The sequence below is a fragment of the Cupriavidus sp. JZ107 genome, from assembly GCF_053903255.1.
On the sequence record NZ_CP096481.1, the window covers coordinates 2,421,638 to 2,443,714 of the forward strand.

Annotated in this window: 19 protein-coding genes; 13 read left to right on the forward strand and 6 right to left on the reverse strand. The window is 68.8% G+C overall.

Features of this window, described 5'->3' with window-relative positions; translation table 11 throughout:
• The first annotated feature begins 331 nt into the window (after nucleotides 1-331).
• From M1D55_RS20630 to M1D55_RS20670, 9 genes are all read left to right on the forward strand, one after another.
• Nucleotides 332-1,057 (forward strand): YebC/PmpR family DNA-binding transcriptional regulator, encoded by a 726-nt coding sequence (locus tag M1D55_RS20630; protein ID WP_456281710.1) that lies wholly within the window; start codon nucleotides 332-334, stop codon nucleotides 1,055-1,057.
• Nucleotides 1,058-1,150: 93 nt separating this feature from the next.
• Nucleotides 1,151-2,419: a phosphoribosylamine--glycine ligase gene (purD, locus tag M1D55_RS20635; protein WP_064572999.1), complete on the forward strand. Its 1,269-nt coding sequence runs from the start codon at nucleotides 1,151-1,153 to the stop codon at nucleotides 2,417-2,419.
• Between the two features lie 266 nt (nucleotides 2,420-2,685).
• Nucleotides 2,686-3,597: an oxygen-dependent coproporphyrinogen oxidase gene (gene hemF, locus M1D55_RS20640; RefSeq protein WP_043440327.1), complete on the forward strand. Its 912-nt coding sequence runs from the start codon at nucleotides 2,686-2,688 to the stop codon at nucleotides 3,595-3,597.
• A gap of 20 nt (nucleotides 3,598-3,617) precedes the next feature.
• Nucleotides 3,618-4,358, forward strand: a complete 741-nt coding sequence (locus M1D55_RS20645; RefSeq protein WP_456281711.1) for a nicotinate-nucleotide adenylyltransferase — start codon at nucleotides 3,618-3,620, stop codon at nucleotides 4,356-4,358.
• A gap of 99 nt (nucleotides 4,359-4,457) precedes the next feature.
• Nucleotides 4,458-5,273, forward strand: a complete 816-nt coding sequence (rsfS, locus tag M1D55_RS20650; protein ID WP_456281712.1) for a ribosome silencing factor — start codon at nucleotides 4,458-4,460, stop codon at nucleotides 5,271-5,273.
• Nucleotides 5,274-5,304: 31 nt separating this feature from the next.
• Nucleotides 5,305-5,775 (forward strand): 23S rRNA (pseudouridine(1915)-N(3))-methyltransferase RlmH, encoded by a 471-nt coding sequence (gene rlmH, locus M1D55_RS20655; protein WP_232204759.1) that lies wholly within the window; start codon nucleotides 5,305-5,307, stop codon nucleotides 5,773-5,775.
• A gap of 3 nt (nucleotides 5,776-5,778) precedes the next feature.
• On the forward strand, nucleotides 5,779-6,441 hold the full coding sequence (locus M1D55_RS20660; RefSeq protein WP_456281713.1) for a Maf family protein: 663 nt from the start codon (nucleotides 5,779-5,781) through the stop codon (nucleotides 6,439-6,441).
• 169 nt (nucleotides 6,442-6,610) lie between these two features.
• Nucleotides 6,611-8,074 (forward strand): ribonuclease G, encoded by a 1,464-nt coding sequence (rng, locus tag M1D55_RS20665; RefSeq protein ID WP_023264366.1) that lies wholly within the window; start codon nucleotides 6,611-6,613, stop codon nucleotides 8,072-8,074.
• Nucleotides 8,075-8,239: 165 nt separating this feature from the next.
• On the forward strand, nucleotides 8,240-8,725 hold the full coding sequence (locus tag M1D55_RS20670) for a hypothetical protein (RefSeq protein ID WP_043439705.1): 486 nt from the start codon (nucleotides 8,240-8,242) through the stop codon (nucleotides 8,723-8,725).
• 99 nt (nucleotides 8,726-8,824) lie between these two features.
• On the opposite strand, the gene M1D55_RS20675 is transcribed toward M1D55_RS20670, so the two are convergent.
• The 4 genes from M1D55_RS20675 to msbA all read right to left on the reverse strand — a co-directional run bounded on the left by M1D55_RS20675 (nucleotide 8,825) and on the right by msbA (nucleotide 12,480).
• Nucleotides 8,825-9,187, reverse strand: coding sequence for a hypothetical protein (locus M1D55_RS20675; protein WP_456281714.1), 363 nt, complete (start codon nucleotides 9,185-9,187; stop codon nucleotides 8,825-8,827).
• A 304-nt stretch (nucleotides 9,188-9,491) separates the two neighbouring features.
• Nucleotides 9,492-9,764, reverse strand: coding sequence for a hypothetical protein (locus tag M1D55_RS20680; RefSeq protein WP_223819805.1), 273 nt, complete (start codon nucleotides 9,762-9,764; stop codon nucleotides 9,492-9,494).
• Between the two features lie 197 nt (nucleotides 9,765-9,961).
• Entirely contained in the window at nucleotides 9,962-10,588 is a 627-nt protein-coding gene (locus tag M1D55_RS20685) for a peroxidase-related enzyme (protein WP_064572986.1), read from the reverse strand.
• Nucleotides 10,589-10,755: 167 nt separating this feature from the next.
• Nucleotides 10,756-12,480 carry a lipid A export permease/ATP-binding protein MsbA gene (msbA, locus tag M1D55_RS20690; RefSeq protein ID WP_232204762.1) on the reverse strand — a complete coding sequence of 575 codons (1,725 nt, stop codon included), beginning with the start codon at nucleotides 12,478-12,480 and terminating at the stop codon, nucleotides 10,756-10,758.
• A gap of 232 nt (nucleotides 12,481-12,712) precedes the next feature.
• Here msbA and M1D55_RS20695 point away from each other — a divergent pair, with 232 nt between their 5' ends.
• Both M1D55_RS20695 and M1D55_RS20700 read left to right on the forward strand, forming a co-directional pair.
• Nucleotides 12,713-13,471 carry a glycosyltransferase family 2 protein gene (locus M1D55_RS20695; protein ID WP_456281715.1) on the forward strand — a complete coding sequence of 253 codons (759 nt, stop codon included), beginning with the start codon at nucleotides 12,713-12,715 and terminating at the stop codon, nucleotides 13,469-13,471.
• Between the two features lie 52 nt (nucleotides 13,472-13,523).
• Nucleotides 13,524-14,567 (forward strand): glycosyltransferase family 4 protein, encoded by a 1,044-nt coding sequence (locus tag M1D55_RS20700; protein WP_232204764.1) that lies wholly within the window; start codon nucleotides 13,524-13,526, stop codon nucleotides 14,565-14,567.
• A gap of 4 nt (nucleotides 14,568-14,571) precedes the next feature.
• Here the strand turns inward: M1D55_RS20700 and M1D55_RS20705 are convergent, their stop codons facing one another.
• Nucleotides 14,572-15,855: an O-antigen ligase family protein gene (locus tag M1D55_RS20705; protein ID WP_456281716.1), complete on the reverse strand. Its 1,284-nt coding sequence runs from the start codon at nucleotides 15,853-15,855 to the stop codon at nucleotides 14,572-14,574.
• Between the two features lie 239 nt (nucleotides 15,856-16,094).
• Between M1D55_RS20705 and M1D55_RS20710 the strand changes: the two genes are divergently transcribed.
• A complete protein-coding gene (locus M1D55_RS20710) occupies nucleotides 16,095-17,156 on the forward strand; it encodes a glycosyltransferase (RefSeq protein ID WP_456281717.1) in 1,062 nt (353 codons plus the stop codon).
• Between the two features lie 205 nt (nucleotides 17,157-17,361).
• Here M1D55_RS20710 and dnaE read toward each other — a convergent pair whose 3' ends face one another.
• Nucleotides 17,362-20,874: a DNA polymerase III subunit alpha gene (gene dnaE, locus M1D55_RS20715; protein WP_456281718.1), complete on the reverse strand. Its 3,513-nt coding sequence runs from the start codon at nucleotides 20,872-20,874 to the stop codon at nucleotides 17,362-17,364.
• Between the two features lie 285 nt (nucleotides 20,875-21,159).
• On the opposite strand from dnaE, the gene M1D55_RS20720 reads away from it, so the two are divergent.
• A complete protein-coding gene (locus M1D55_RS20720) occupies nucleotides 21,160-22,044 on the forward strand; it encodes a sulfurtransferase (protein ID WP_052511446.1) in 885 nt (294 codons plus the stop codon).
• Nucleotides 22,045-22,077: the final 33 nt, after the last annotated feature.

A 22,077-nucleotide genomic window follows, 5' to 3' on the forward strand; every position in this document is an offset into this window, starting at 1 on the left:
GCTCCGGTGGATGACGAGGCGATGACGATGCGCTGATGAAGCGATGGTGCGGCTGGTGTTGCGCCATTCCGGCCCGCCTTGCACCGGCACGGCAAGGGCCGGGCCGGCGGTCTGGCGCGCGGGGGCGCGTGATAAAATCCCGGGCTGATTATATCCAGCAGTGATTGCCAGCAGTCATGGCCTGCCGCTGATGATTCCATCACCCGGCGCGTGCATCGCAACAAGCCGTGGGCGTCTTCGAACGTCCGCCGGCCCGGCCGCCAACCTTCGGCCATGCTGCCCTTGCCGCGCTGCACGCGCCTCGCGTACCTGTTCCGCCTCGGAGAGAAACATGGCCGGTCATTCCAAATGGGCCAATATCAAGCATAAGAAAGCCGCCGCCGACGCCAAGCGCGGCAAGATCTGGACCCGCCTGATCAAGGAAATCACCGTCGCCGCCAAGCTTGGCGGCGGCGATCCCGACTCCAATCCACGCCTGCGCCTGGCCATGGACAAGGCCACGGACGCCAACATGCCGAAGGACAACATCCAGCGCGCGATCCAGCGCGGCGTGGGCGGTCTGGAAGGCGCCTGCTACGAGGAAATCCGCTACGAGGGCTATGGCCTGTCGGGCGCCGCGATCATCGTCGATTGCCTGACCGACAACCGCACCCGTACCGTCGCCGAAGTGCGCCACGCCTTCTCCAAGCACGGCGGCAACATGGGCACCGAGGGTTCGGTCGCGTTCATGTTCACGCATTGCGGCCAGTTCCTGTTCGCCCCGGGCACGCCCGAGGACAAGCTGATGGAAGCGGCGCTCGAAGCCGGCGCCGACGACGTCGTGACGCATGAGGACGGCGCGATCGAGGTCACCTGCCCGCCCAACGACTTCGGCGCCGTCAAGGCGGCGCTGGAAGCGGCCGGCTTCAAGGCCGAGGTCGCCGACGTCGTGATGAAGCCGCAGAACGAAGTCAGCTTCAGCGGCGACGATGCCGTCAAGATGCAGAAGCTGCTCGACGCGCTGGAAAATCTCGACGACGTGCAGGAAGTCTTCACCAACGCGGTGATCGAGGACTGAGCCGGCGCCTCCGCCCTCCCCTCTCCCCGGCGGCCGCCGCCCACGCAATGCGGCGGCCGCCCTCCCCAAAGCTTTATCTTCTGGCAGTGGATCATGAAAGTATTGGTTGTCGGCTCGGGCGGACGTGAACACGCGCTGGCCTGGAAACTGGCCCAGTCGCCCAAGGTGCAGGTCGTCTACGTGGCGCCGGGCAACGGCGGCACGGCGCTGGACAAGCGGCTGCAGAACGTCCCGGTGACCGATCCGGCGGCGCTGGCCGAGTTTGCCCGGCAGGAGGGCGTGCATTTCACCGTGGTCGGTCCCGAGGCGCCGCTGGCGGCCGGCATCGTCGACGTGTTCCGCGCGCAGGGCCTGCGGATCTTCGGGCCGAGCAAGGCCGCCGCGCAACTCGAGTCGTCGAAGGACTTCGCCAAGGCCTTCATGCACCGGCACCAGATTCCGACCGCCGCCTACCAAACCTTCGCCGATGCCGGCGAGGCGCACGCCTATATCGACGCGCAGGGCGCGCCGATCGTGATCAAGGCCGACGGCCTGGCTGCGGGCAAGGGCGTGGTGGTCGCCACCACGCTGGAAGAGGCGCACGCCGCGGTCGACATGATGCTGGCCGACAACAAGCTCGGCGATGCCGGCGCGCGCGTGGTCATCGAGGAATTCCTCGAGGGCGAGGAGGCCAGCTTCATCGTGATGGTCGATGGCGCCAACGTGCTGGCGCTGGCGACCAGCCAGGACCACAAGCGGCTGCTCGACGGCGATGCCGGCCCCAATACCGGCGGCATGGGCGCCTATTCGCCGGCGCCGGTGGTCACGCCGGCGCTGCATGCGCGCGTGCTGCGCGAAATCATCATGCCGACCGTGCGCGGCATGGAGAAGGACGGCATCCCGTACACCGGCTTCCTCTACGCCGGCCTGATGATCGACAGCGAAGGCAACCCGAAGACGCTCGAATTCAACTGCCGCATGGGCGATCCCGAGACGCAGCCGATCATGGCGCGGCTCAAGACCGACCTGTTCGACGTGATGGAGCACGCGGTCAATGGCCGGCTCGACGCGGTGGAACTCGACTGGGACCGCCGCACCGCGCTGGGCGTGGTGATGGCCGCGCATGGCTACCCGGATGCGCCACGCAAGGGCGACCTGATCACCGGCATCCCGGCCGAGACCGACGATAGCGTGACCTTCCACGCCGGCACCACGCTGGCCGACGGCAAGCTGCTGACCGCCGGCGGCCGCGTGCTGTGCGTGGTGGGCCTGGCCGATACCGTCAAGGCGGCGCAGCGCGCGGCCTACGCGGCCGCCCAGCAGATCCACTTCGACGGCATGCAGTACCGCTCGGATATCGGATATCGGGCGATCAAGCGCTGACGAATCGGTGCTCCGTCGGCTCGCCGACATGGCTCCAGCCGATGTTGTTCTCCCTCTCCCCCTTCGCGCCGGCATCCGGTTGTTCTCCCTCTCCCCCTCAGGGGGAGAGGGGGTGGTTTCGAATATCGTCGTGACACCACCGCCCTTGCCCTCTCCCCCACCCCTCTCCCGCACGCGGGAGAGGGGAAAAAGGCCCTGAGGCAGCCCCCCGCGTGCCGGTCCCGCCGCACCATGACGGGGCAGCGGCTACAATCCTGACCATGCTGATGATCGATTCCCAGGCGGTCCGCGCCTATCTGCTGGATCTGCAAGACCGCATCACGGAGGCCGTCGCCGCCATCGACGGGCAGCCGTTCGCCACCGATGCCTGGGAAAAGCCGCCGACCGAACGCCTGCGCGGCAGCGGCCGCACCCGCATCCTCGAAGGCGGCGCGGTGATGGAGCGCGCCGGCGTCGGCTTCTCGCACGTGCGCGGCGACGCGCTGCCGCCGTCGGCCAGCGCCAACCGGCCCGAACTGGCCGGCCGCGGCTTCGAGGCGATGGGCGTGTCGCTGGTGTTCCATCCGCGCAATCCCTACGTGCCCACGGTCCATATGAACGTGCGCTGCTTCCTGGCGGTCAAGGAAGGCGCCGAGCCGGTCTGGTGGTTCGGCGGCGGCATGGACCTGACGCCCTACTACGGCCATGCCGACGACTGCCGGCATTTCCACGCGACCTGCAAGCGCGCGCTCGATCCCTTCGGCGCCGAGCTGTATCCGCGCTTCAAGCGCTGGTGCGACGACTACTTCTTCCTGAAGCATCGCGGCGAGGCGCGCGGTGTCGGCGGCGTGTTCTTCGACGACTTCTCCGCGCTCGGCTTCGACGACAGCTTCGCGATGATGCGCGCGGTCGGCGACGGCTTCCTCGACGCCTACCTGCCGATCCTGCAGGCGCGCAAGGACACGCCCTATGGCCCGCGCGAACGCGACTTCCAGGCCTATCGCCGCGGCCGCTATGTCGAATTCAACCTGGTGTTCGACCGCGGCACGCTGTTCGGCCTGCAATCGGGCGGCCGCACCGAATCGATCCTGATGTCGATGCCGCCGCAGGCTGCCTGGCGCTACGACTGGCAGCCCGAGCCGGGCAGCGCCGAAGCGGCGCTGTACACCGACTTCCTGCCGGCACGCGACTGGGTCTGAACCGGCTCCGAACCTCACCGATGAACACCACCCGCCCCGCCGCCAGCGCGCCGATCCGGCCGGCCCCGGCCGACGATCCCGATCCCGCCCCGGCCCCGCACGGCCGCCCCTGGCGCCTCGGCATCCTCGGCGGCACCTTCGACCCGCCGCACGTCGGCCACCTGGCGTTGGCCCGGCTGTGCATCGAGCATCTGCAGCTGGACGAGCTGCTGTGGATCCCGACCGGCCAGTCGTGGCAGAAGGGCAACGACGTGACGCCGGCCGCGGACCGGCTGGCGATGACCGAGCTGGCCGCCGCGGCGCTGGCCGACGCGCCGGCGCGGGTCCACGCCAGCCGCATGGAAGTCGATCGCGCCGGCCCCAGCTACACCATCGACACGGTGCGCCAGCTGCGCGAGCAGGTCGGCGCCGAGGCCTCGCTGGCCTGGCTGATGGGCGCCGACCAATTGCTGCGCCTGCACACCTGGCATGGCTGGCAGGATCTGCTCGACTACGTCCATCTGTGCGTGGCGACCCGGCCCGGCTTCGCGCTGGACCAGCTCGACGGCCCGGTACGCGACGCGCTGGCCCAACGCCGCGCCGACGCGCACCTGATACAATCCACGCCCTCCGGCCGGATGTGGATCGACCAGACGCTAGCCGTCGACCTCTCCTCCACCGCCCTGCGCCAGCGCCTCGCGGCCGGCCAGCGCGCGGATGACCAACTCCCCCCGGGCGTGGCACACTACATCGCCACCCACGGACTCTATCGCCAGGACTGAGCAGGACCGTGGAACCGGGCCGGCCTTGGCACTGGCCCGGGACGCGGCCACGGCCACCGATCCCTCGCTGACCAAATACAAGGGCACCACCAAGGCACCATGGATATTCGCAAACTGCAACGCGCCATCGTCGATGGCCTCGAGGACGTCAAGGCACAGGACATCAAGGTGTTCGACACCTCGCACCTGACCGAACTGTTCGACCGCGTGGTGATCGCCAGCGGCACCTCGAACCGGCAGACCAAGGCGCTGGCCGCCTCGGTACGCGACACCGTCAAGGAAGCCGGCGGCCACATCGTCGCGGTGGAAGGCATGGAGACCGGCGAATGGGTGCTGGTCGACTGCGGCGATGCGGTGGTGCACATCCTGCAGCCGCAGTTGCGCCAGTACTACAACCTCGAAGAGATCTGGGGCGACAAGCCGGTGCGGATGAAGCTCGGCAGCGCGGCCAAGGGCCTGATCAAGGCCAGCGAGCCGATCGACGAGGACGAGGAAGACAACGCACCGCGCGCCCGCACGCGCCGCGCGGTCGGCGAACGCCCGGCACTGGCCCGGCTGCCCGAAGGCATGAAGGAACCGTCGCCGCCGATGGGTCACGAGGACACCGATCCGGACGCGATCGCGACGCAGCGCAAGCCGGTCGCCCGCGCCCGCACCACCAGCGTCAGCGGCGCCGCGCCGGCGCGCAAGGCGCCGGCCCGCACGGGCACCGGCAGCGGTACCGGCGCCGCGCGCAAGACTGCGACCAAGACTGCGACCAAGACTGCGGCCAAGACCGCCACCAGGAGCGCCCCCAAGACGGCGGCAAAGACGGGAACCGGTACGGGCACCCGCACCGCGGCCAGGACCACCACCACGCGCAGCGCCGCCGCCAAGACCGCGGCACCGCGCAAGCGCGCCACCCGCTCGGCCTGAGCCAGGCCCGCCCTCGCTGCAGCGCGTCGCCGTGCAATTGCTGATCGTCGCGGTCGGACACAAGATGCCGGCCTGGATCGAAGCCGGCTTCGCCGAGTATGCCAAGCGCATGCCGCCGGAGCTGCGCATCGTGCTGCGCGAGATCAAGCCCGAGGCGCGCACCGCCAGCAATAACGCGGCGACCGTGATGCAGCGCGAGGCCGCACGCATCGAGGCGGCGCTGCCGCGCCAGTGCCGCATCGTCGCGCTGGACGAACGCGGCCGCGACCTGACCACGATGCAGCTGGCCGACCAGCTGACCGGCTGGCAGCGCGAGGGCGGCGACGTCGCCTTCCTGATCGGCGGCGCGGACGGGCTCGATCCCTTGCTGAAGGCGCGCGCGCAGACGCTGCTGCGGCTGTCCAGCCTGACGCTGCCGCACGGCATGGTCCGCGTGCTGCTGGCCGAGCAGCTGTACCGTGCCTGGACGGTCACGCAAAACCACCCTTACCATCGGGTCTGATCCATGCAGAGCCGGTGCGCCGGCCGCTGCGTTCGTCCCGGCTTGCCCTTCCGTGCCATCGTGCTCCACGACGTCCTCTACCTCGCCTCCCAAAGTCCGCGCCGCCGCGAACTGCTGACCCAGCTCGGCGTCTCCTACCAGCTGCTGCTGCCCGATGACGACGAAGACGCCGAGGCGCTCGAGGCAGTGCTGCCCGGCGAAACGCCGGACGACTACGTGCAGCGCGTCTGCGCGCTGAAGGCCGAGGCCGCGCTGCGCCGCCGCGAGCGCCGCGCGCTGCCCGACGCGCCGATCCTGACCTCCGACACCACGGTCTGCCTGGGCGGCCGCATCCTGGGCAAGCCCGAGCATGCCGACGACGCCGCCGCGATGCTGGCGGCGCTGTCCGGCACCACGCATCGGGTCCTGACCGCGGTGACCGTGGTCTCGACGCTGGGCGCGCACCATGCGCTGTCGATCTCGGAGGTCAGCTTCCGCACGATGGGCGACGACGAGATCGCGCGCTACGTGGCCAGCGGCGAGCCGCTCGGCAAGGCGGGGGCGTACGGCATCCAGGGCCGCGCCGCCGAGTTCGTGCAGCGGATCGCGGGGAGCTATTCGGGTATCATGGGCTTGCCCTTGTTCGAGACCGCGGCGCTGTTGCGACAGGCCGGTCTGCGCTTCTGAAGCGCACCGCCGCGCAGGTCCGGACAACGCCGGGCAACGCCTAGCCAGATCAGGCAAAGCCGCGGTTCTCCCGCCGACCGCGCCGCCCGGCATCCAGGGAACCAACCTGCTCCGCCGCCACCGACAACCGTCGGCGGAGCCAGCCAGCCGGCGACGGATCGCACACAACATGACCGAAGACATCCTCGTCAATATCACCCCGCAGGAAACGCGCGTGGCCATCGTGCAGCAGGCCGCGGTGCAGGAGCTTCATGTCGAACGTACGCTGACGCGCGGACTCGTCGGCAACATCTATCTCGGCAAGGTCGTGCGCGTGCTGCCCGGCATGCAGTCGGCCTTCATCGACATCGGGCTGGAGCGGGCCGCCTTCCTGCACGTGGCCGATATCTGGCACCGGCGCGAGCCGGACCGCAACGGCAGCACGCAGCTGGCGATCGAGAAGACGCTGTTCGAAGGCCAGGCGCTGATGGTGCAGGTGATCAAGGACCCGATCGGCACCAAGGGCGCGCGGCTGTCGACCCAGGTCAGCATCGCCGGCCGTACGCTGGTCTATCTGCCGCAGGACCCGCATATCGGCATCTCGCAGCGCATCGAGGGCGAGGTCGATCGCGAGGCGCTGCGCGCCCGCGTGCAGGGGCTGGTGCCCGAGGACGAACGCGGCGGCTTCATCGTGCGCACCATCGCCGAGGAGGCGACCGACGAGGAGCTGGGCAACGACATCGCCTACCTGCGCAAGATCTGGGGCGCGATCCGGCTCAACGCCACCACGCTGCCGGCGCCCAGCTTGCTCTATCAGGACCTGAGCCTGGCGCAGCGCGTGCTGCGCGATTTCGTCAACGACGCCACCGGCGTGATCCAGGTCGACTCGCGCGAGAACTACCAGAAGCTGGTCGAGTTCGCGCAGGAATACACGCCGGCGGTGCTGCCGCGGCTGTCGCACTACACCGGCGAGCGGCCGATCTTCGACCTGTTCAATATCGACGCGGAGATCGAGCGCGCGCTGTCGCGGCGCGTCGACCTGAAGTCCGGCGGGTATCTGATGATCGACCAGACCGAGGCGATGACGACGATCGACGTCAACACCGGCGGCTATGTCGGCGCCCGCAATTTCGACGACACGATCTTCAAGACCAACCTGGAAGCGGCGCACACGATCGCGCGCCAGCTGCGGCTGCGCAACCTGGGCGGCATCATCATCATCGACTTCATCGATATGGAGAACGCCGAGCACCGCGACGCGGTGCTGTCGGAACTGAAGCGCGCGCTGTCGCGCGACCGCACCCGCATCACCGTCAACGGCTTCTCGCAGCTGGGCCTGGTCGAGATGACGCGCAAGCGCACGCGCGAATCGCTGGCGCACGTGCTGTGCGAGCAGTGCCCGGTCTGCCAGGGCAAGGGGCAGGTCAAGACGCCGCGCACGGTCTGCTACGAGATCCTGCGCGAGATCATGCGCGAGTCGCGCCAGTTCAATCCGCGCGAGTTCCGCATCCTGGCCTCGCAGGAAGTGATCGACCTCTTCCTCGAAGAGGAAAGCCAGCATATGGCGATGCTTGGCGACTTCATCGGCAAGCCGATTTCGCTGCAGGTCGAATCGACCTTTCATCAGGAGCAGTACGACATCATCCTGATGTAGCGTGTCCCGTGCGGATTTCCACTAGGGTCTGACCGCATGTCATTGCCGTCCCGATCCCCTATAACGAATACAGCAAGAGCACGGCAGGAGCGGACCATGACGGGGCGGCAATCGACAACGGCCGGACAGTTCTGGATTCGGCAAGGCGCGCCGTGGATCGGCGCGATGCTGATCGCGATTGCCGGCATGCAGGGCTGCGCGCCCGTGCAGGAACTGGCGAAACGCGCGCCCTCATTGCCGCCGGCCGCGCCCGAACGCCAGGTTACCCCCGCCCCGCCGCCACCGATCGCTGCGCGCGTGATCGAACTGGCCGGCTACTGCAGCCGCACCGAGGACGACGGCTTTCGCGAAGAGGCGCGGGTGCGCGTGATCGCCAACGAGGTGCATGCGTTGAACTGGAAGCTGTGGGTGCCGCGGCGCCGCGGCTCGTGCGCCTTCGAACTGAGCGAGTTCCGGCAGGTCCAGAAGGCCCCGCATATCGAGCTGGTGGCACGCGACGACAGCGGCTGCAAGCTGATGGTCTGGCAGGATCCGCGGCGCGTCACGCTGGCGCATGCCAATTGCCAGAAGCGCTGCACGCCGGGAATCTACGAGGAAGCGTGGCCGGTGATGTTCGACCCGGGCAGCGGCATGTGCGCGCAGGTCAAATAGGGCGGCAATCAGGGCGGCAATCAACGCGGCAATCAGGGCGGAACTTGGCCGCGCGCCGGCCGGCCCGAAACGCGACCGTCGCCGGCGCCGTGCGAGCGATCATTCGGCCCGACCGCCGCCGGTGCCGCCAGTCCGCGGCCGATGCATATCAAAGTTGCCAGCCGCGCCAGGCAGCTTGCCGGCCACGTATCCGAGCGCCGCGCACATCCCCACCAACGCAACGATCCCCGCTGCCGCGAAGAGGGCGGGGATCGCCATGCCAGTCATGACGATGGCACAGGCGACGCCGCCAACCACCGCGCACTGCGCTGCCCTGACCAGCACGCGGCCAACAATGCGACCGGCGCCCGGCACCGGAGCCTGGGGCATCCCGCGCGCCCGCACGAGCCACCAGAGCCCGCTCTTGAGCCGCTCCGCCAGCCGGGGCGCTGCCGGAGCCTGCGGCGCCTGCCATGCGGGCAACAGCGGCGCGGCTTGCTGGGCGCCAATCGCGGGGGCGTTGCGGGGCGCTCGACCCGGATGGGACGGCACGGACGCCGTGCGCGTGGGTTGCGATGGCGATTGCGGGAGACTAACGCGGTGCCCGACTCTCATGTGACAGCCTCGATGTTGGCGAATTGACCGGGGAAGGATGCGGTGATCCGGTTCGGCGAACCGTCACCGCAAGCAAGACTCGGATCATCCGCAATCGAGGGCGCGGTTGCTTTCGCAATCGCCGTGCCCTATTGCAATTGGTCCACCAACGTCGGCATTGGCATGCCGACGTTCAGCCGCGCTTGACCCAGACCACGAGCCCACCCGCGATGCCGAGCGTGCGGCGGTCCGGACGGTAATCCATGGTGCCGGGAAACTGCTGCGCGTCGCGCTGGCCGATGCGCCAGGCGCAGCCGTCCAGCAGCGCGATCGCCTCGGCCTCGGGCTTGCCGACCAGCGCGTCGTCGGCAAGCTTGTCGGCGGCGCAGCCTTGCGGCGTGGCCGCGCCGCCCATCGGCGGCGGCGGCGGGCCCGGCGGCGGTTCGCTGGCGCAGGCGGTCAGCATGGCCGCGCCGGTCGCGGCGCAGGCCAGCCGGCCGGTGCTGGTCAGGCGCGAAAGCCACGAGGAAAGAAGCGAGGAAAGAAACGATCGGTCGACGATCCTTGGCATGCAATCTCCTTGCAGGTCGGGAGCGGACGGCATCCGCCGTCCGCGGGCGAGACGGCCGGTCCCGGAAGCGGTTTGCCGGTCCCGGAAGCGGTTTATGGCTTGGCCTTCGGCACGCGTCCCATCAGGAAGAACTCGTCGTTGGGACGCATGCCGATGGTGTTGGCCATCCGGTTGGACAGGCCGAAGAAGGCGGTGATCGCGGCGATATCCCAGGCGTCCTCGTCGGAGAAGCCGTGCGGGCGCAGCGCCTCGAAATCGGCCTCGTCGATCTCGTGCGAGGCCTGGCAGACCTTGATCGCGAAATCGAGCATCGCGCGCTGGCGCGGCGGCAGGTCGGCCTTGCGGTAATTGACCGCGACCTGGTCGGCCAGCAGCGGCTTCTTCTCGTAGATGCGCAGGATCGCGCCGTGCGCGACCACGCAATAGAGGCACTGGTTGACGCCGGAGGTGGCGACCACGATCATCTCGCGCTCGCCCTTGGTCAGCCCGCCCTCCTTGTCCATCAGCGCGTCGTGATAGGCGAAGAAGGCGCGAAACTCGGCCGGCCGGTGCGCCAGCGCGAGAAAGACATTGGGCACGAAGCCCGCCTTCTCCTGCACCGCCAGGATCCGCTCGCGGATATCGTCGGGCACCTGCTCCAGCGTCGGCACGGGGTAGCGGCTGATCGGCCTGTCGGCCGATGCAGTCGAGGACGGACTGGCTTGCTGCGATTCGCTCATCGTGGTCTCCTCGGTGGGTTCCGGTTGATCCGGCTGTCGGCATGGCCCCGCGCGGTGTGCGGGGCCTGCGACAGTATCGGCCAGCCACGGCGGCACGCCAAGCCTCGCCGGCCGGCGCCCAAGCGCGCGGCCGGCTTACTGCCCGGCCGGCTTACTGCGAGGCCAACTTACTGCGTGGCGAACTGGATGCGGTGCAGCCCCGCGTACAGGCCGTTGGCGGCCAGCAGTTCGGCATGGGTGCCGTGCTCGGCGATGCGGCCCTGGTCCAGCACCGCGATGCGGTCGGCGTTCTCGATGGTCGACAGCCGGTGCGCGATCACCAGCGTGGTACGGCCGACCATCAGCGATTCGAGCGCGGCCTGGACCTGACGCTCGGACTCCGAATCGAGCGCCGAGGTGGCCTCGTCCAGGATCAGGATCGGCGCGTCCTTGTACAGCGCGCGCGCGATCGCCAGGCGCTGGCGCTGGCCGCCGGACAGCTTCATGCCGTTGTCGCCGATATTGGTCTGCAGGCCCTCGGGCAGCCCCTTGACCACGTCGGTCAGATAGGCGGCCTCCAGCGCGCGTTCGACCCGCGCCAGGTCGATCTGGTCGGCCGAGTGCACGCCATAGGCCACGTTGGCGGCGACGGTGTCGTTGAACAGCACCACGTCCTGGCTGACGAAGGCGATCTGGCGGCGCAGGTCCTTCAGCGCCAGCGCATCGAGCGGCTGGCCATCGAGCAGGATGCGCCCTTCGGTCGGATCAAAGAAGCGCGGCACCAGATTGACCAGCGTGGTCTTGCCGCTGCCGGACGGACCGACCAGCGCCAGCACCTCGCCGGGGCTGACGCGCAGCGACACGTCCTGCAGCGCCGGGCGCCCGGCATCGCCGTAGCGGAAGCCGACGCGGTCGAACACCAGCTCGCCGCGCGCGCGCTCCAGCGGCAGTCCGCCGTGCTGCGGCTCGACCGGCTCGTCGATCAGCCGGAAGATCATTTCGGCGGCGGTCATGCCGCGCGTCAGCGGCTGGTTGATGTCGGTCAGGTGCTTGAGCGGCGAGATCAGCAGCAGCATCGCCATCACGAAACCGGTGAAACCACCGATGGTGGTCTGATTGCCCTGCGCCTGCACCATCGCGATGGTGATGATCACCGACAGCGCCAGCGCCGCCAGGAACGCGGTGACCGGCTGATTCAGCCCGCCCGCGACCGCCATCCGCATCGAATAGTTCTTCAGCCGCTCGGCCATCGCGCGAAAGCGCGCCAGTTCGTAGGTCTCGCCGCCGTGCAGCTTGACCACCTTGAAGCCGCCGGCCGCTTCCTCGACGACGTAGGCGGCGCTGTTGGTCAGCGTCTGGTGCTCGCGATTGAGCTTGCGCAGGCGCCGGTTGATCTTCGACATCAGGTAGCCGATCACCGGCAGGATCACCGCCACGATCAGCGTCAGCCGCCAGTTCGTGTAGAACAGGTAGATCAACAGCGCGACCACGGTCAGCGAGTCGCGCACCAGCGTGATGAAGACGCTGGTCAGGATCTGCAGCACCTGGTTGACCTCGAAGATCACCGCATTGATCAGCGACGCCGCGGTATTGCGATGGAAGAACATCGCCGGCACATGGAGCATCCGCTCGAACATCTGCAGCCGCATCTTCAGCAGCACGCGATTGGAAATCAGGCTGAGCAGATAGCCGGAAGCGAACTGCGCCAGGCCGCGAATCAGCGCGACGCCGGTCAGGATCGCCGGCACATGCCACAGCTTGCCGGCGTAGTCGCCGCCGAAGCCCTTGTCCAGCAGATCGTTGACGACCTTGGGGATCACCCCTTCGCTGGCGGCCACGACGGCCATCGCAATGATGGCCGCGATGAAGATGCGCAACTCCGGGCGCAGGTAGGACCAGAGTCGGGCGGGCATGGTTTGCACACCTGGCGTCGATGGGCGGGACAAGAACACTCCTTCGGAATAATCAGAGGCGCCGGTGAGCCCGGGCCGGAGACCGGAAGCGGGCACCGGCGGGGTCGGCCCGGCGCAGAGGCCGGCAGGGGCCGGGGTACAATGGCGCCGCGCTCGACCGGGGCGATACCGTGCCGATGGCGGTCGGATCGCGGCTCGGTCGCGTCATACAGCAGGCCATACGACCACGTCAATGAAACTCTCCGTCGTCATCATCACCCGCAACGAAGCCCACAATATCCAGGCCTGTCTGGAGAGCGTGAAGTGGTGTGACGAGGCGATTATAGTGGATTGCATGAGCGCGGACGCCACCCCGGCGATTGCCCGGGACATGGGCGCGCGCGTGATCCAGACCGAAGACTGGCCCGGCTTCGGGCCGCAGAAGAACCGCGCGGTCGACGCCGCGACGGGCGACTGGATCCTCAGCATCGATGCCGACGAGCGCGTCAGCCCCGCGCTGCGCGACGAGATCCTCGCGGCGATCGCCAGCGACAGCGCCGACGGCTACGAGATGCCGCGGCTGTCGCAGTTCTGCGGCCGCTTCATCCGCCATGGCGGCTGGTATCCCGACTATGTGACGCGGCTCGTGCGCCGCGGCCATGGGCGCTTCAGCGATGCGCTGGTGCACGAGAGCCTGATCGTGCAGGGCCGGCTCGGCCGGCTGCGCGAACCGCTGACGCACTACAGCTATCGCGACTACTCGGACGTGCTGCGCAAGATCGACAGCTATTCGTCGGCCGGCGCCCGCCAGGCATTCAGCCGCGGCAAGCGTTCGTCGCCGTTGGCCGCCGCGGGCCACGGCCTGTGGGCCTTCCTGCGGACCTGGCTGCTTCGGCGCAGCATTCTCGACGGCGCCGAGGGCTTCGGCGTCGCGCTGATGAACGCGCAGGCGAGCTATTACAAATACCTGAAGCTGTGGTACCTGGGCCGGCAGCAGCCCGGCGGCCAATGAACGGCCAACGACCCGCAGCCATGGCTTTTCTCCCGTCCCGATATCCGTGTCCATGAAGATCGGCATCTCCTGCAACCGCTTCGGCAAGGGCGGCGGCTTCGAACGCTATGCGCTGGACCTGGCGCGCGGACTGATCGCGCGCGGCGAGCGCCCCGCGGTGTTCGCGCGCCGCTTCGACGGCGACATTCCCGAGTACGGCCAGGTCGACCGGCATCTGGTGCGCGTGCGCTGGCTGCCCGGCAAGATGCGTGACACCGCGTTCTCGTGGGGCATGCGCGACGCGCATCGCCACTGCGATCTGCTGATCGGCTGCAACCGCGTGGTCGGCGCCGACCTGGCGGTCTGCGGCGGCACCCATCGCGGCTACCTGCGCGCATCGGGACGCGCGCCGACCTTCTGGGACCGGCGCCAGATCGAACTGGAATCGCGCCACTATGCGGCCGCGCGCCGCGTGGTCGCGCATTCTCGATTGATGGCCGACGAACTGGCCGAGCTCTATGGCGTGCCGGCCGACCGGCTCGCCCTGCTCTATCCGCCGGTGGACACCGCGCGCTTCCGTCCGGTCGACGACCCCGCACGCGCGGCATTGCGCCAGCGCTTCGGCTTTGGCGACACGCCGGTGTTCCTGTTCCCGTCGTCCGACCACTCCCGCAAGGGCCTCGATGTGCTGGCCCGCGCGCTGGCCGACAGCGGCCTCGATGCAACGCTCGCCGTCGCCGGCCGGCCGGTCGGCAAGACGCTGCCCGGCGTGCGCGAACTGGGCTACTGCGCCAATATGGCCGAGCTCTATGCCGCGGCCGATTTCACCGTGCTCGCCTCGAGCTACGAGCCGTTCGGGCTGGTCGGCATCGAGTCGGTGCTGTGCGGCACGCCGGTGCTGCTGGCCGACAATATCGCATGCCTCGAGGTGATGGACGATGCGGTGGCGCGGCGCTTCCCGCGCAGCGACGTGGCGGCAATCGCCGCCGCGATGCGCGAGGCCGCCGCGTGGTCGAAGGACGGCGGCGCGCGCATCGCCGAGCCGCGCCGGCATCTGCGCTACAACCCGGAACCGGCGGCGCATCTCGATGCGCTGCTGCGGCTCGGCGGCGCCTGAACGGTTACGCGTTCGTCGAGCGCGGCGGGCCCGCCGCCGGGGCAGCGAGTTCCAGCTGCCGCGTGCGATTGGCGATGATGCCCAGCAGTGTCGCCGAGGTCAGCCCGAAGAACGCGGTGTTCATCACCAGCGTGAAGACGTCGATCGTCAGACCGAACACCACCGTGCCCAGCGACAGCACCAGGCCCATCGCGGCCGCGGTGGCGATGTCGGGATCGGCCGAATGGCGATGGCGCCAGAAATAGATCGCCGAGCCGTAGTACAGCAGCAGCAGCGCCGCCAGGCCCAGCAGCCCCATCTCGGCCAGCGTCGAGAACAGCTCGTTGTGCGCGTGCGGATGGACGATCGCCGGCGAGGCCTCGCCGCGCTCGGCGAGCACCTGCAGATTGTCCTTCAGCGTGCCCTTGCCGACGCCCAGCGCCGGTTCCCGCTCGAACAGCGTCCAGGCCGCCTGCCACAGCTGCAGCCGCAAGCCGATCGAGGTGTCGGCATCGCCCTGCGCCAGCCGCTCGAAGTCCGAGGTCGCGGCGGCAATCCGGCTCTGCACCACCGGCGTATTGAGCGCGGCCATCGCCCCCAGCGTCAGCGACGCGGCGAACACCAGCATCAGCCGGCGCGGACGCATGCGAGCCAGGTCGAAGCGACACAGCAGCACCCACAGCATCACCGGAATGGCGATCCAGCCGCCGCGGCTCTCCGAGGCGTACGAGGCATAACAGCCGGCCGCCAGGCCGAGCAGGCGCAGCACCTGCTCCCAGCGCGGGCGGCCCCGTTCGGCCAGCGGAATCGCGCCCATGAAGCCGAGCACCAGCGCGGTGTCGCCGAACGGAATCGGGTTGGTGAAGGGATTGCCGGCGCGGCCGGACATCACCCACTCGGCCGGCGAGAACAGGATCAGCACGGACCAGAAGCACGCGCCCAGCGCGCCGACCACGCAGCCCCACTGAAACGGCCGCAGCCGCTCGGCTGGCACCGCGGCCAGCAGCAGGAAGATCGGCACGGACAGCAGCAGCCGCGACGGCGAATCGAACGCGCGTGACGGCACCTCGCCGGTCAGCAGTGCCTGCAGGCCGATCGCCAGCGGATAGGCCGTCATCGCCACGACGTACCACTTGTAGCGCAGCAACAGCTCTCGGCTTTGGCGGCGGTTCTCGGCCTGGCTCAGCCACAGCAGGCTGAAGGCCAGCACGACGAAGAAGCAGTAGCCGGTGCCGCCCTGCAGGGTCAGCATCAGCACAGGGGACAGCGCCGCGGCAATCGCCGCGACACCGATGGAAACACGATGCATGCTCATGGGGTGAAATACGGATCGGCGCCGGAACGGCGTTGGCGGGCACATTGGCCATGAGCCGAAAACAAAGGGCGGCCGGGGGGGCGCCACGCGGCGCATTATACCGTTGCCCCTTGCGCCCCCTCCCTGCGTTGGGGGGCCGGATCGGCATGGTATCGTTCGGCCTTGCCGCGATGGGGCCACCCGCGGGTGGCGAGCGGACAGCAAGCAGATTGGCAAGCAGAGAGGAAGCGAGGATGAGCGGTACGGCGAATGGCGGCGAGGTGCGGGCGACGGCGGACGCAGGTGACACGGCGGACGCGGCGAATGCGCGGGACCGCGTGTGGCCGTCCGCGACCCTGCTGCTCATTACCTATAACCAGCAGCGCTTCATCGCCGACGCGATCGCCGGCGCGCTGGCCCAGGACTACCCGGACCTCGAGATCATCGTCTCGGACGACGCCTCGACCGACGACACCTTCGCCGCCGCGCAGCGGGCGCTGCAGGGCTACGCCGGCCCGCATCGCGTGACGCTGCGGCGCAACCCGGTCAACCTCGGCATCAGCGGGCATCTGAGCCAGCTGGTCGAGCTGTCGCACGGCGAGCTGATCTTCGTCGCCGCCGGCGACGATATCTCGCTGCCGACGCGCTGCCGCGAGGTCGCGCAGGCCTGGCTCGCGCACGGCCGCAAGCCGGACCTGATCGCCAGCGACCTGATCGACATGGACTACGAGGGCGTCGACCACGGCACCATCGCGCACAGCGAGCTCGGCATCTATGACAGCGTCGATCGCTGGATCGCCGAACCGCCGGTCGTCATCGGCGCCTCGCATACCTGGACGCGCCGGCAGTTCGAACGCTTCGGCCCGATCGCGCCCGGCATGATCTCCGAAGACCAGATCACCACGCTGCGCGCGGTGCTCGGCGGCGGCGCCATCACGCTGCGCCGGCCGCTGGTGCGCTATCGCCGCGGCGGCGTCTCGGGCAAGCGCAAGTGGCGCACGCCGGCCGACTTCGTCAGGCGCATCCAGCTGACCAACCGCAGCTCGCTGGCCGAGACGCTGCAGTTCATCCAGGACGCCGAGCTGGCCGGCGCCGGCGACGCGATGCGCCGCCACAAGGCCGGCAAGCTGGCCCGCGAGACCTTCACGCGCGACATCTTCGCCGCGAGCAGCAACGGCGAGCGGCTGCGGCTGCTGCTGCGCGCGCGTGACGTGCGGCTGGGCCACCGGCTGCGGATGTTCCTCTATGCCGCCTGCCCCGGCATCTATGCGCCGTTCTTCGCGCTGGGGAATCTGGTGAAAGGGATGAAGGGGTGAAGGGGTGAAGCGCTGAGGGGCTTCGGTACTCCCCTCTCCCGCTTGCGGGAGAGGGGTTGGGGGAGAGGGAAGCGGGCGCTTCCTGTAACCCTCGACGCTCGTTGACCCGCCCTGTTCCCTCTCCCCTACCCTCTCCCGCCAGCGGGAGAGGGGGCCGATAACGGCCGTTATCGACAAGGCGCGCGTCTTGCCGACTCGCTGCCCCTCACTCGTACAACGTACTGACGCACTCCGGCGACAGCGCCGCCCGCAGTGCCGCCAGCGTGTCATCCGACGGCACCACCTGCCAGGCCTGGCCCAGCACCGCCTCGCAGACCGCCGAGGCGCTCGCGTACTGGATGCAGACCGGCAGGCCCGCCGCGCCAGCGGAGGCGGCCAGGTGCGGCGTCAGCAGCTCGCGCAGCATCGCGGTCGACGAATTGCCGTTCAGCGACAGCTTCAGCGCGCGCGCATGGCGGATGCGGGCGGTGGTCAGGTCCATCACCGTTTCCGCGGTGAAGCGCACGCCGCCGGTAAAGGTGTCGTGGCGCGCGTTGCCCTGCGCGATCAGCAGCTCGTCCTCGCGGAACATGTGCCGGTTGGCGTCGAACACCTCGTTGAACACCGTCATCTCGATCTGCCCGGTGCCGTCGTCGAGCAGCACGATCAGCATCTTGCCGCGCTGGGTCATCTGGGTGCGGATGCCGGTGATCACGCCGGCGACCATCTTGCCGCGCACGTCGCGGCCATAGCCGCCGCCGTTGCCCTGCACTTCCTTTTCCAGCGCCGCCAGCGTGCCCTTGACGAAGCGCCGCACCTCGTCGCGATAGGCGTCGAACAGGTGGCCGGAGAAGTAGTAGCCGAGCGCCTGCTTTTCTTCCTGCAGCGTGCGCTTGGGCGTCCACGCCGGCTCGTCGATCAGCTCCGGGCGGTGCGCGTCGCCATCGTCTGCCATCAGGTCGAACAGCGACACCTGGTTGGCCGACTCGGCCTTCTGCTCGGCGGCCTCCATCGCGCGGGGCACCGAGGCCAGCAGCTGGGCGCGGTTCGGATGCAGCGTGTCGAAGGCGCCGGCGCGGATCAGCGCTTCGATCGTGCGGCGGTTGACCTGGCGGCGGTCGACGCGCTCGCAGAAGTCGAACAGGTCGGTAAAAGGCCGTTCCTCGCGCGCGCGCAGGATGTCCTCGATCGCGCCCTGGCCCGAGCCCTTGATGCCGCCCAAACCGTAGCGGATCGTCTTCGCATCGGTCGGGGCGAAACGGTATTCGCTGGCATTGACGTCCGGCGGCAGCACGCGCAGCCCGTTGGCGCGGCAATCCTCGTAGAGGATCTTGACCTTGTCGGTGTCGTCCATCGCCAGCGACATGTTGGCCGCCATGAATTCGGCCGGATGATGCGCCTTCAACCAGGCCGTGTAGTAGGCCAGCAGCGCATAGGCGGCGGCGTGCGACTTGTTGAAGCCGTAGCCGGCGAACTTCTCCATCAGGTCGAAGATCTCGTCGGCCTTGTCGGACGACAGCCCGTTCTTCGCGGCGCCCTCGCGGAACAGCTCGCGATGCTTGGCCATCTCCTCGGGCTTCTTCTTGCCCATCGCGCGGCGCAGCAGGTCGGCGCCACCGAGCGAGTAGCCGCCGATGATCTGCGCCATCTGCATCACCTGCTCCTGATAGACCATGATGCCGTAGGTCTCTTTCAGGACGGGTTCGACGCGCGGGTCAGGATATTCCACCTTCTCGCGGCCGTGCTTGCGCGCGCAGAAGCTCGGGATCAGGTCCATCGGGCCGGGGCGGTACAGCGACACCAGCGCGATGATGTCCTCGAAGCGGTCGGGCTTGGCGTCCTTGAGCATGCCTTGCATGCCGCGGCTTTCCAGCTGGAACACTGCCACCGTGTTGGCGGACTTCAGGATGTCGAAGGCGGCCGGATCGTCGAGCGGGATCTGGCTGCAGTTCCAGTCGGCCTTGCCCGGATCGAGCCGGCGGATATAGCGCTCGGCCCAGTCAAGGATCGTCAGCGTGGTCAGGCCCAGAAAGTCGAACTTGACCAGGCCCGCGGCCTCGACGTCGTCCTTGTCGTACTGACTGACCACGCCGCTCATGCCGTCGTTCTGGCCGCCCTGCGTGTACAGCGGACAGAAGTCCGTCAGCTTGCCCGGCGCGATCAGCACGCCGCCCGCGTGCATGCCGACGTTGCGGGTCATGCCTTCGACGCGCTGCGCCAACTCGAGCAGCTGGCGCACTTCCTCCTCGTTGTTCTCGCGCTCGGTCAGCAGCGGCTCTTCCTTCTTGGCCTCCTCGATCGTCACCAGCTTGCCCGGCTTGAACGGGATCAGCTTGGCCACGCCGTCGACGAAGTTGTAGCCCAGATCGAGCACGCGGCCGACGTCGCGCACGGCGGCCTTGGCGGCCATGGTGCCGAAGGTGGCGATCTGCGACACCGCGTCCTTGCCGTACTTCTCCTTGACGTACTGGATCACGCGATCGCGGCCGTGCTGGCAGAAGTCGATATCGAAGTCGGGCATCGACACCCGCTCCGGATTCAGGAAACGCTCGAACAGCAGCGCGTACTTCAGCGGATCGAGGTCGGTGATGCCGAGCGCGTAGGCGACCAGCGAGCCGGCGCCCGAGCCGCGCCCCGGACCGACCGGCACGCCGTTGTTCTTGGCCCAGTTGATGAAGTCGGCCACGATCAGGAAGTAGCCGGGGAACCCCATCTTGATGATGATGCCGGTCTCGAACTCGAGCCGCGCGTAGTACTCGGGACGCTTGGCCTCGCGCGTCGCCTCGTCGGGGAACAGCACTTCGAGACGGCGCTCCAGCCCTTCCTTCGACATGTGCACCAGATAGTCGTCCAGCGACATGCCGTCCGGCGTCGGGAACAGCGGCAGGCGCGGCTTGCCGAGCTCGAGCGTCAGGTTGCATCGCCGCGCGATCTGCACCGCGTTCTCGAGCGCCGACGGGATGTCGGCGAACAGCGCGCACATCTCGTCCTGCGTCTTGAAATACTGGTCGGTGGTGAAGCGGCGCGCGCGGCGCGGATTGGCCAGCAGCTCGCCCTCGGCGATACAGACGCGCGCCTCGTGCGCGGTATGGTCGTCGGGGGTCATGAACTGGACCGGATGCGTCGCGACCACCGGCAGCTGCAGCGCGGCAGCGAGCTGGACCGCGCGTTGCACATAAGCCTCGGTACCGGGATGGCCGGCGCGCTGCAGTTCGATGTAGTAGCGCTGCGGGAATACCGTGGCCCAGTGCCGGGCCGCGCGCTGCGCGGCCGCCTCGTTGCCGTTGGCCAGCGCCTGCCCCACGTCGCCGCCCATCGCGCCGGACAGCGCGATCAGGCCGGTCGACAGCGGCAGGCCGTCCTCGCCGGGTTCCTCGAACCAGCCGGGCTCGAGTTCGGCGCGGCCGCGGTACTGGTTCGACAGCCAGGCGCGCGACAGCAGCACGCACAGGTTCAGATAGCCGCGCCGGTCCTGCACCAGCAGCAGCATGCGCGCCGGCTTGTCGCGATCGTCGGCGTTGGTCAGCCAGACGTCGGCGCCGACGATCGGCTTGACGCCGCCGCCGCGCGCCTCCTTGTAGAAGCGGATCAGGCCGAACGCATTGGCCAGGTCGGTCAGCGCGAGCGCGCCCATGCCATCGGCGGCGGCGGCCTTGACCGCATCCTCGAGGCGGACGATGCCGTCGACGATCGAGTATTCGGAATGGAGACGGAGATGTACGAAGCGGGGCGAAGACATGGGCGCCATTGTACCGGCGCAGGCTGTTTGCCGGGCCGCCGGCGGGCAACGAAATCCGCATCCGGATGCGGTTGCGCGGCGATCGGGCCGGCGGGCGCGGTGCCGTCCGTCCGCCCGAACCGCTATAATTTCGCGTTTCCAGTCAGGCAGTTAATGGCGGCAGCGGGTGGCTGCGCGGCGCGGTCCACGGACCTGTCCCGGCGCCTTCTCCGGCGCTTCATCCGGTGCATCGCCGGCGCGTCCGACATGCCGCCACGCCATCCTCCGCAGTCCATGCCGCAGTCCATGCAGATCGTCAATATTTCCGCCTACAAGTTCGTCACGCTGGACGACATCGAGACGCTGCGCGCGGCCCTGCGCGAGCGCTGCGAAGCGGCCGGGCTCAAGGGCACCGTGCTGCTCGCCCCCGAAGGGATCAATCTGTTCCTGGCCGGCAGCCGCGAAGGCATCGACGACGTGGTGGGCTGGCTGCGCGCCGATCCGCGCTTCGCCGACCTCGAACCGAAGGAGAGCCTGTCGGAAACGCAGCCGTTCAAGCGGATGCTGGTGCGGATCAAGCGCGAGATCATCACGATGAAGATGCCGCTGATCCGGCCGGAGGAAGGCCGCGCGCCGTCGGTACGCCCCGCCGACCTGAAGCGCTGGCTCGACCAGGGCCATGACGACGAGGGCCGGCCCGTGGTGATGCTCGACACGCGCAATGCGTTCGAGGTCGCGGTCGGCACCTTCGAGCAGGCCGTCGACTACGGGTTGCAGAAGTTCAGCGATTTCCCGGCGGTGGTCGCCGAGCACAAGGACGAGTTCGCCGGCAAGACCGTGGTGTCGTTCTGCACCGGCGGCATCCGCTGCGAGAAGGGCGCGATCCATATGCAGCAGGCCGGCATCGAACGCGTCTATCAGCTCGAGGGCGGCATCCTGAAGTACTTCGAGGAGGTCGGCGGCAGCCACTATCGCGGCGACTGTTTCGTCTTCGACTACCGCACCGCGCTCAATCCCGAACTGCAGCCGGCCGGACCGAAGCAGTGCTTTGCCTGCCGGGCCGTGGTCACGCCCGAGGAGCAGCAGAGCCCGCACTACGTCGTGGGCGTCAGCTGCCCGCACTGCCATGCCGACCGTGCGGCGCAGCGCGAGTCCGAATCGAAGCAGGAAGGGAAAGCGGCGCGGGCCTGATTGCCTGCACGCCGTCGCAAGGCATGCGCCCGC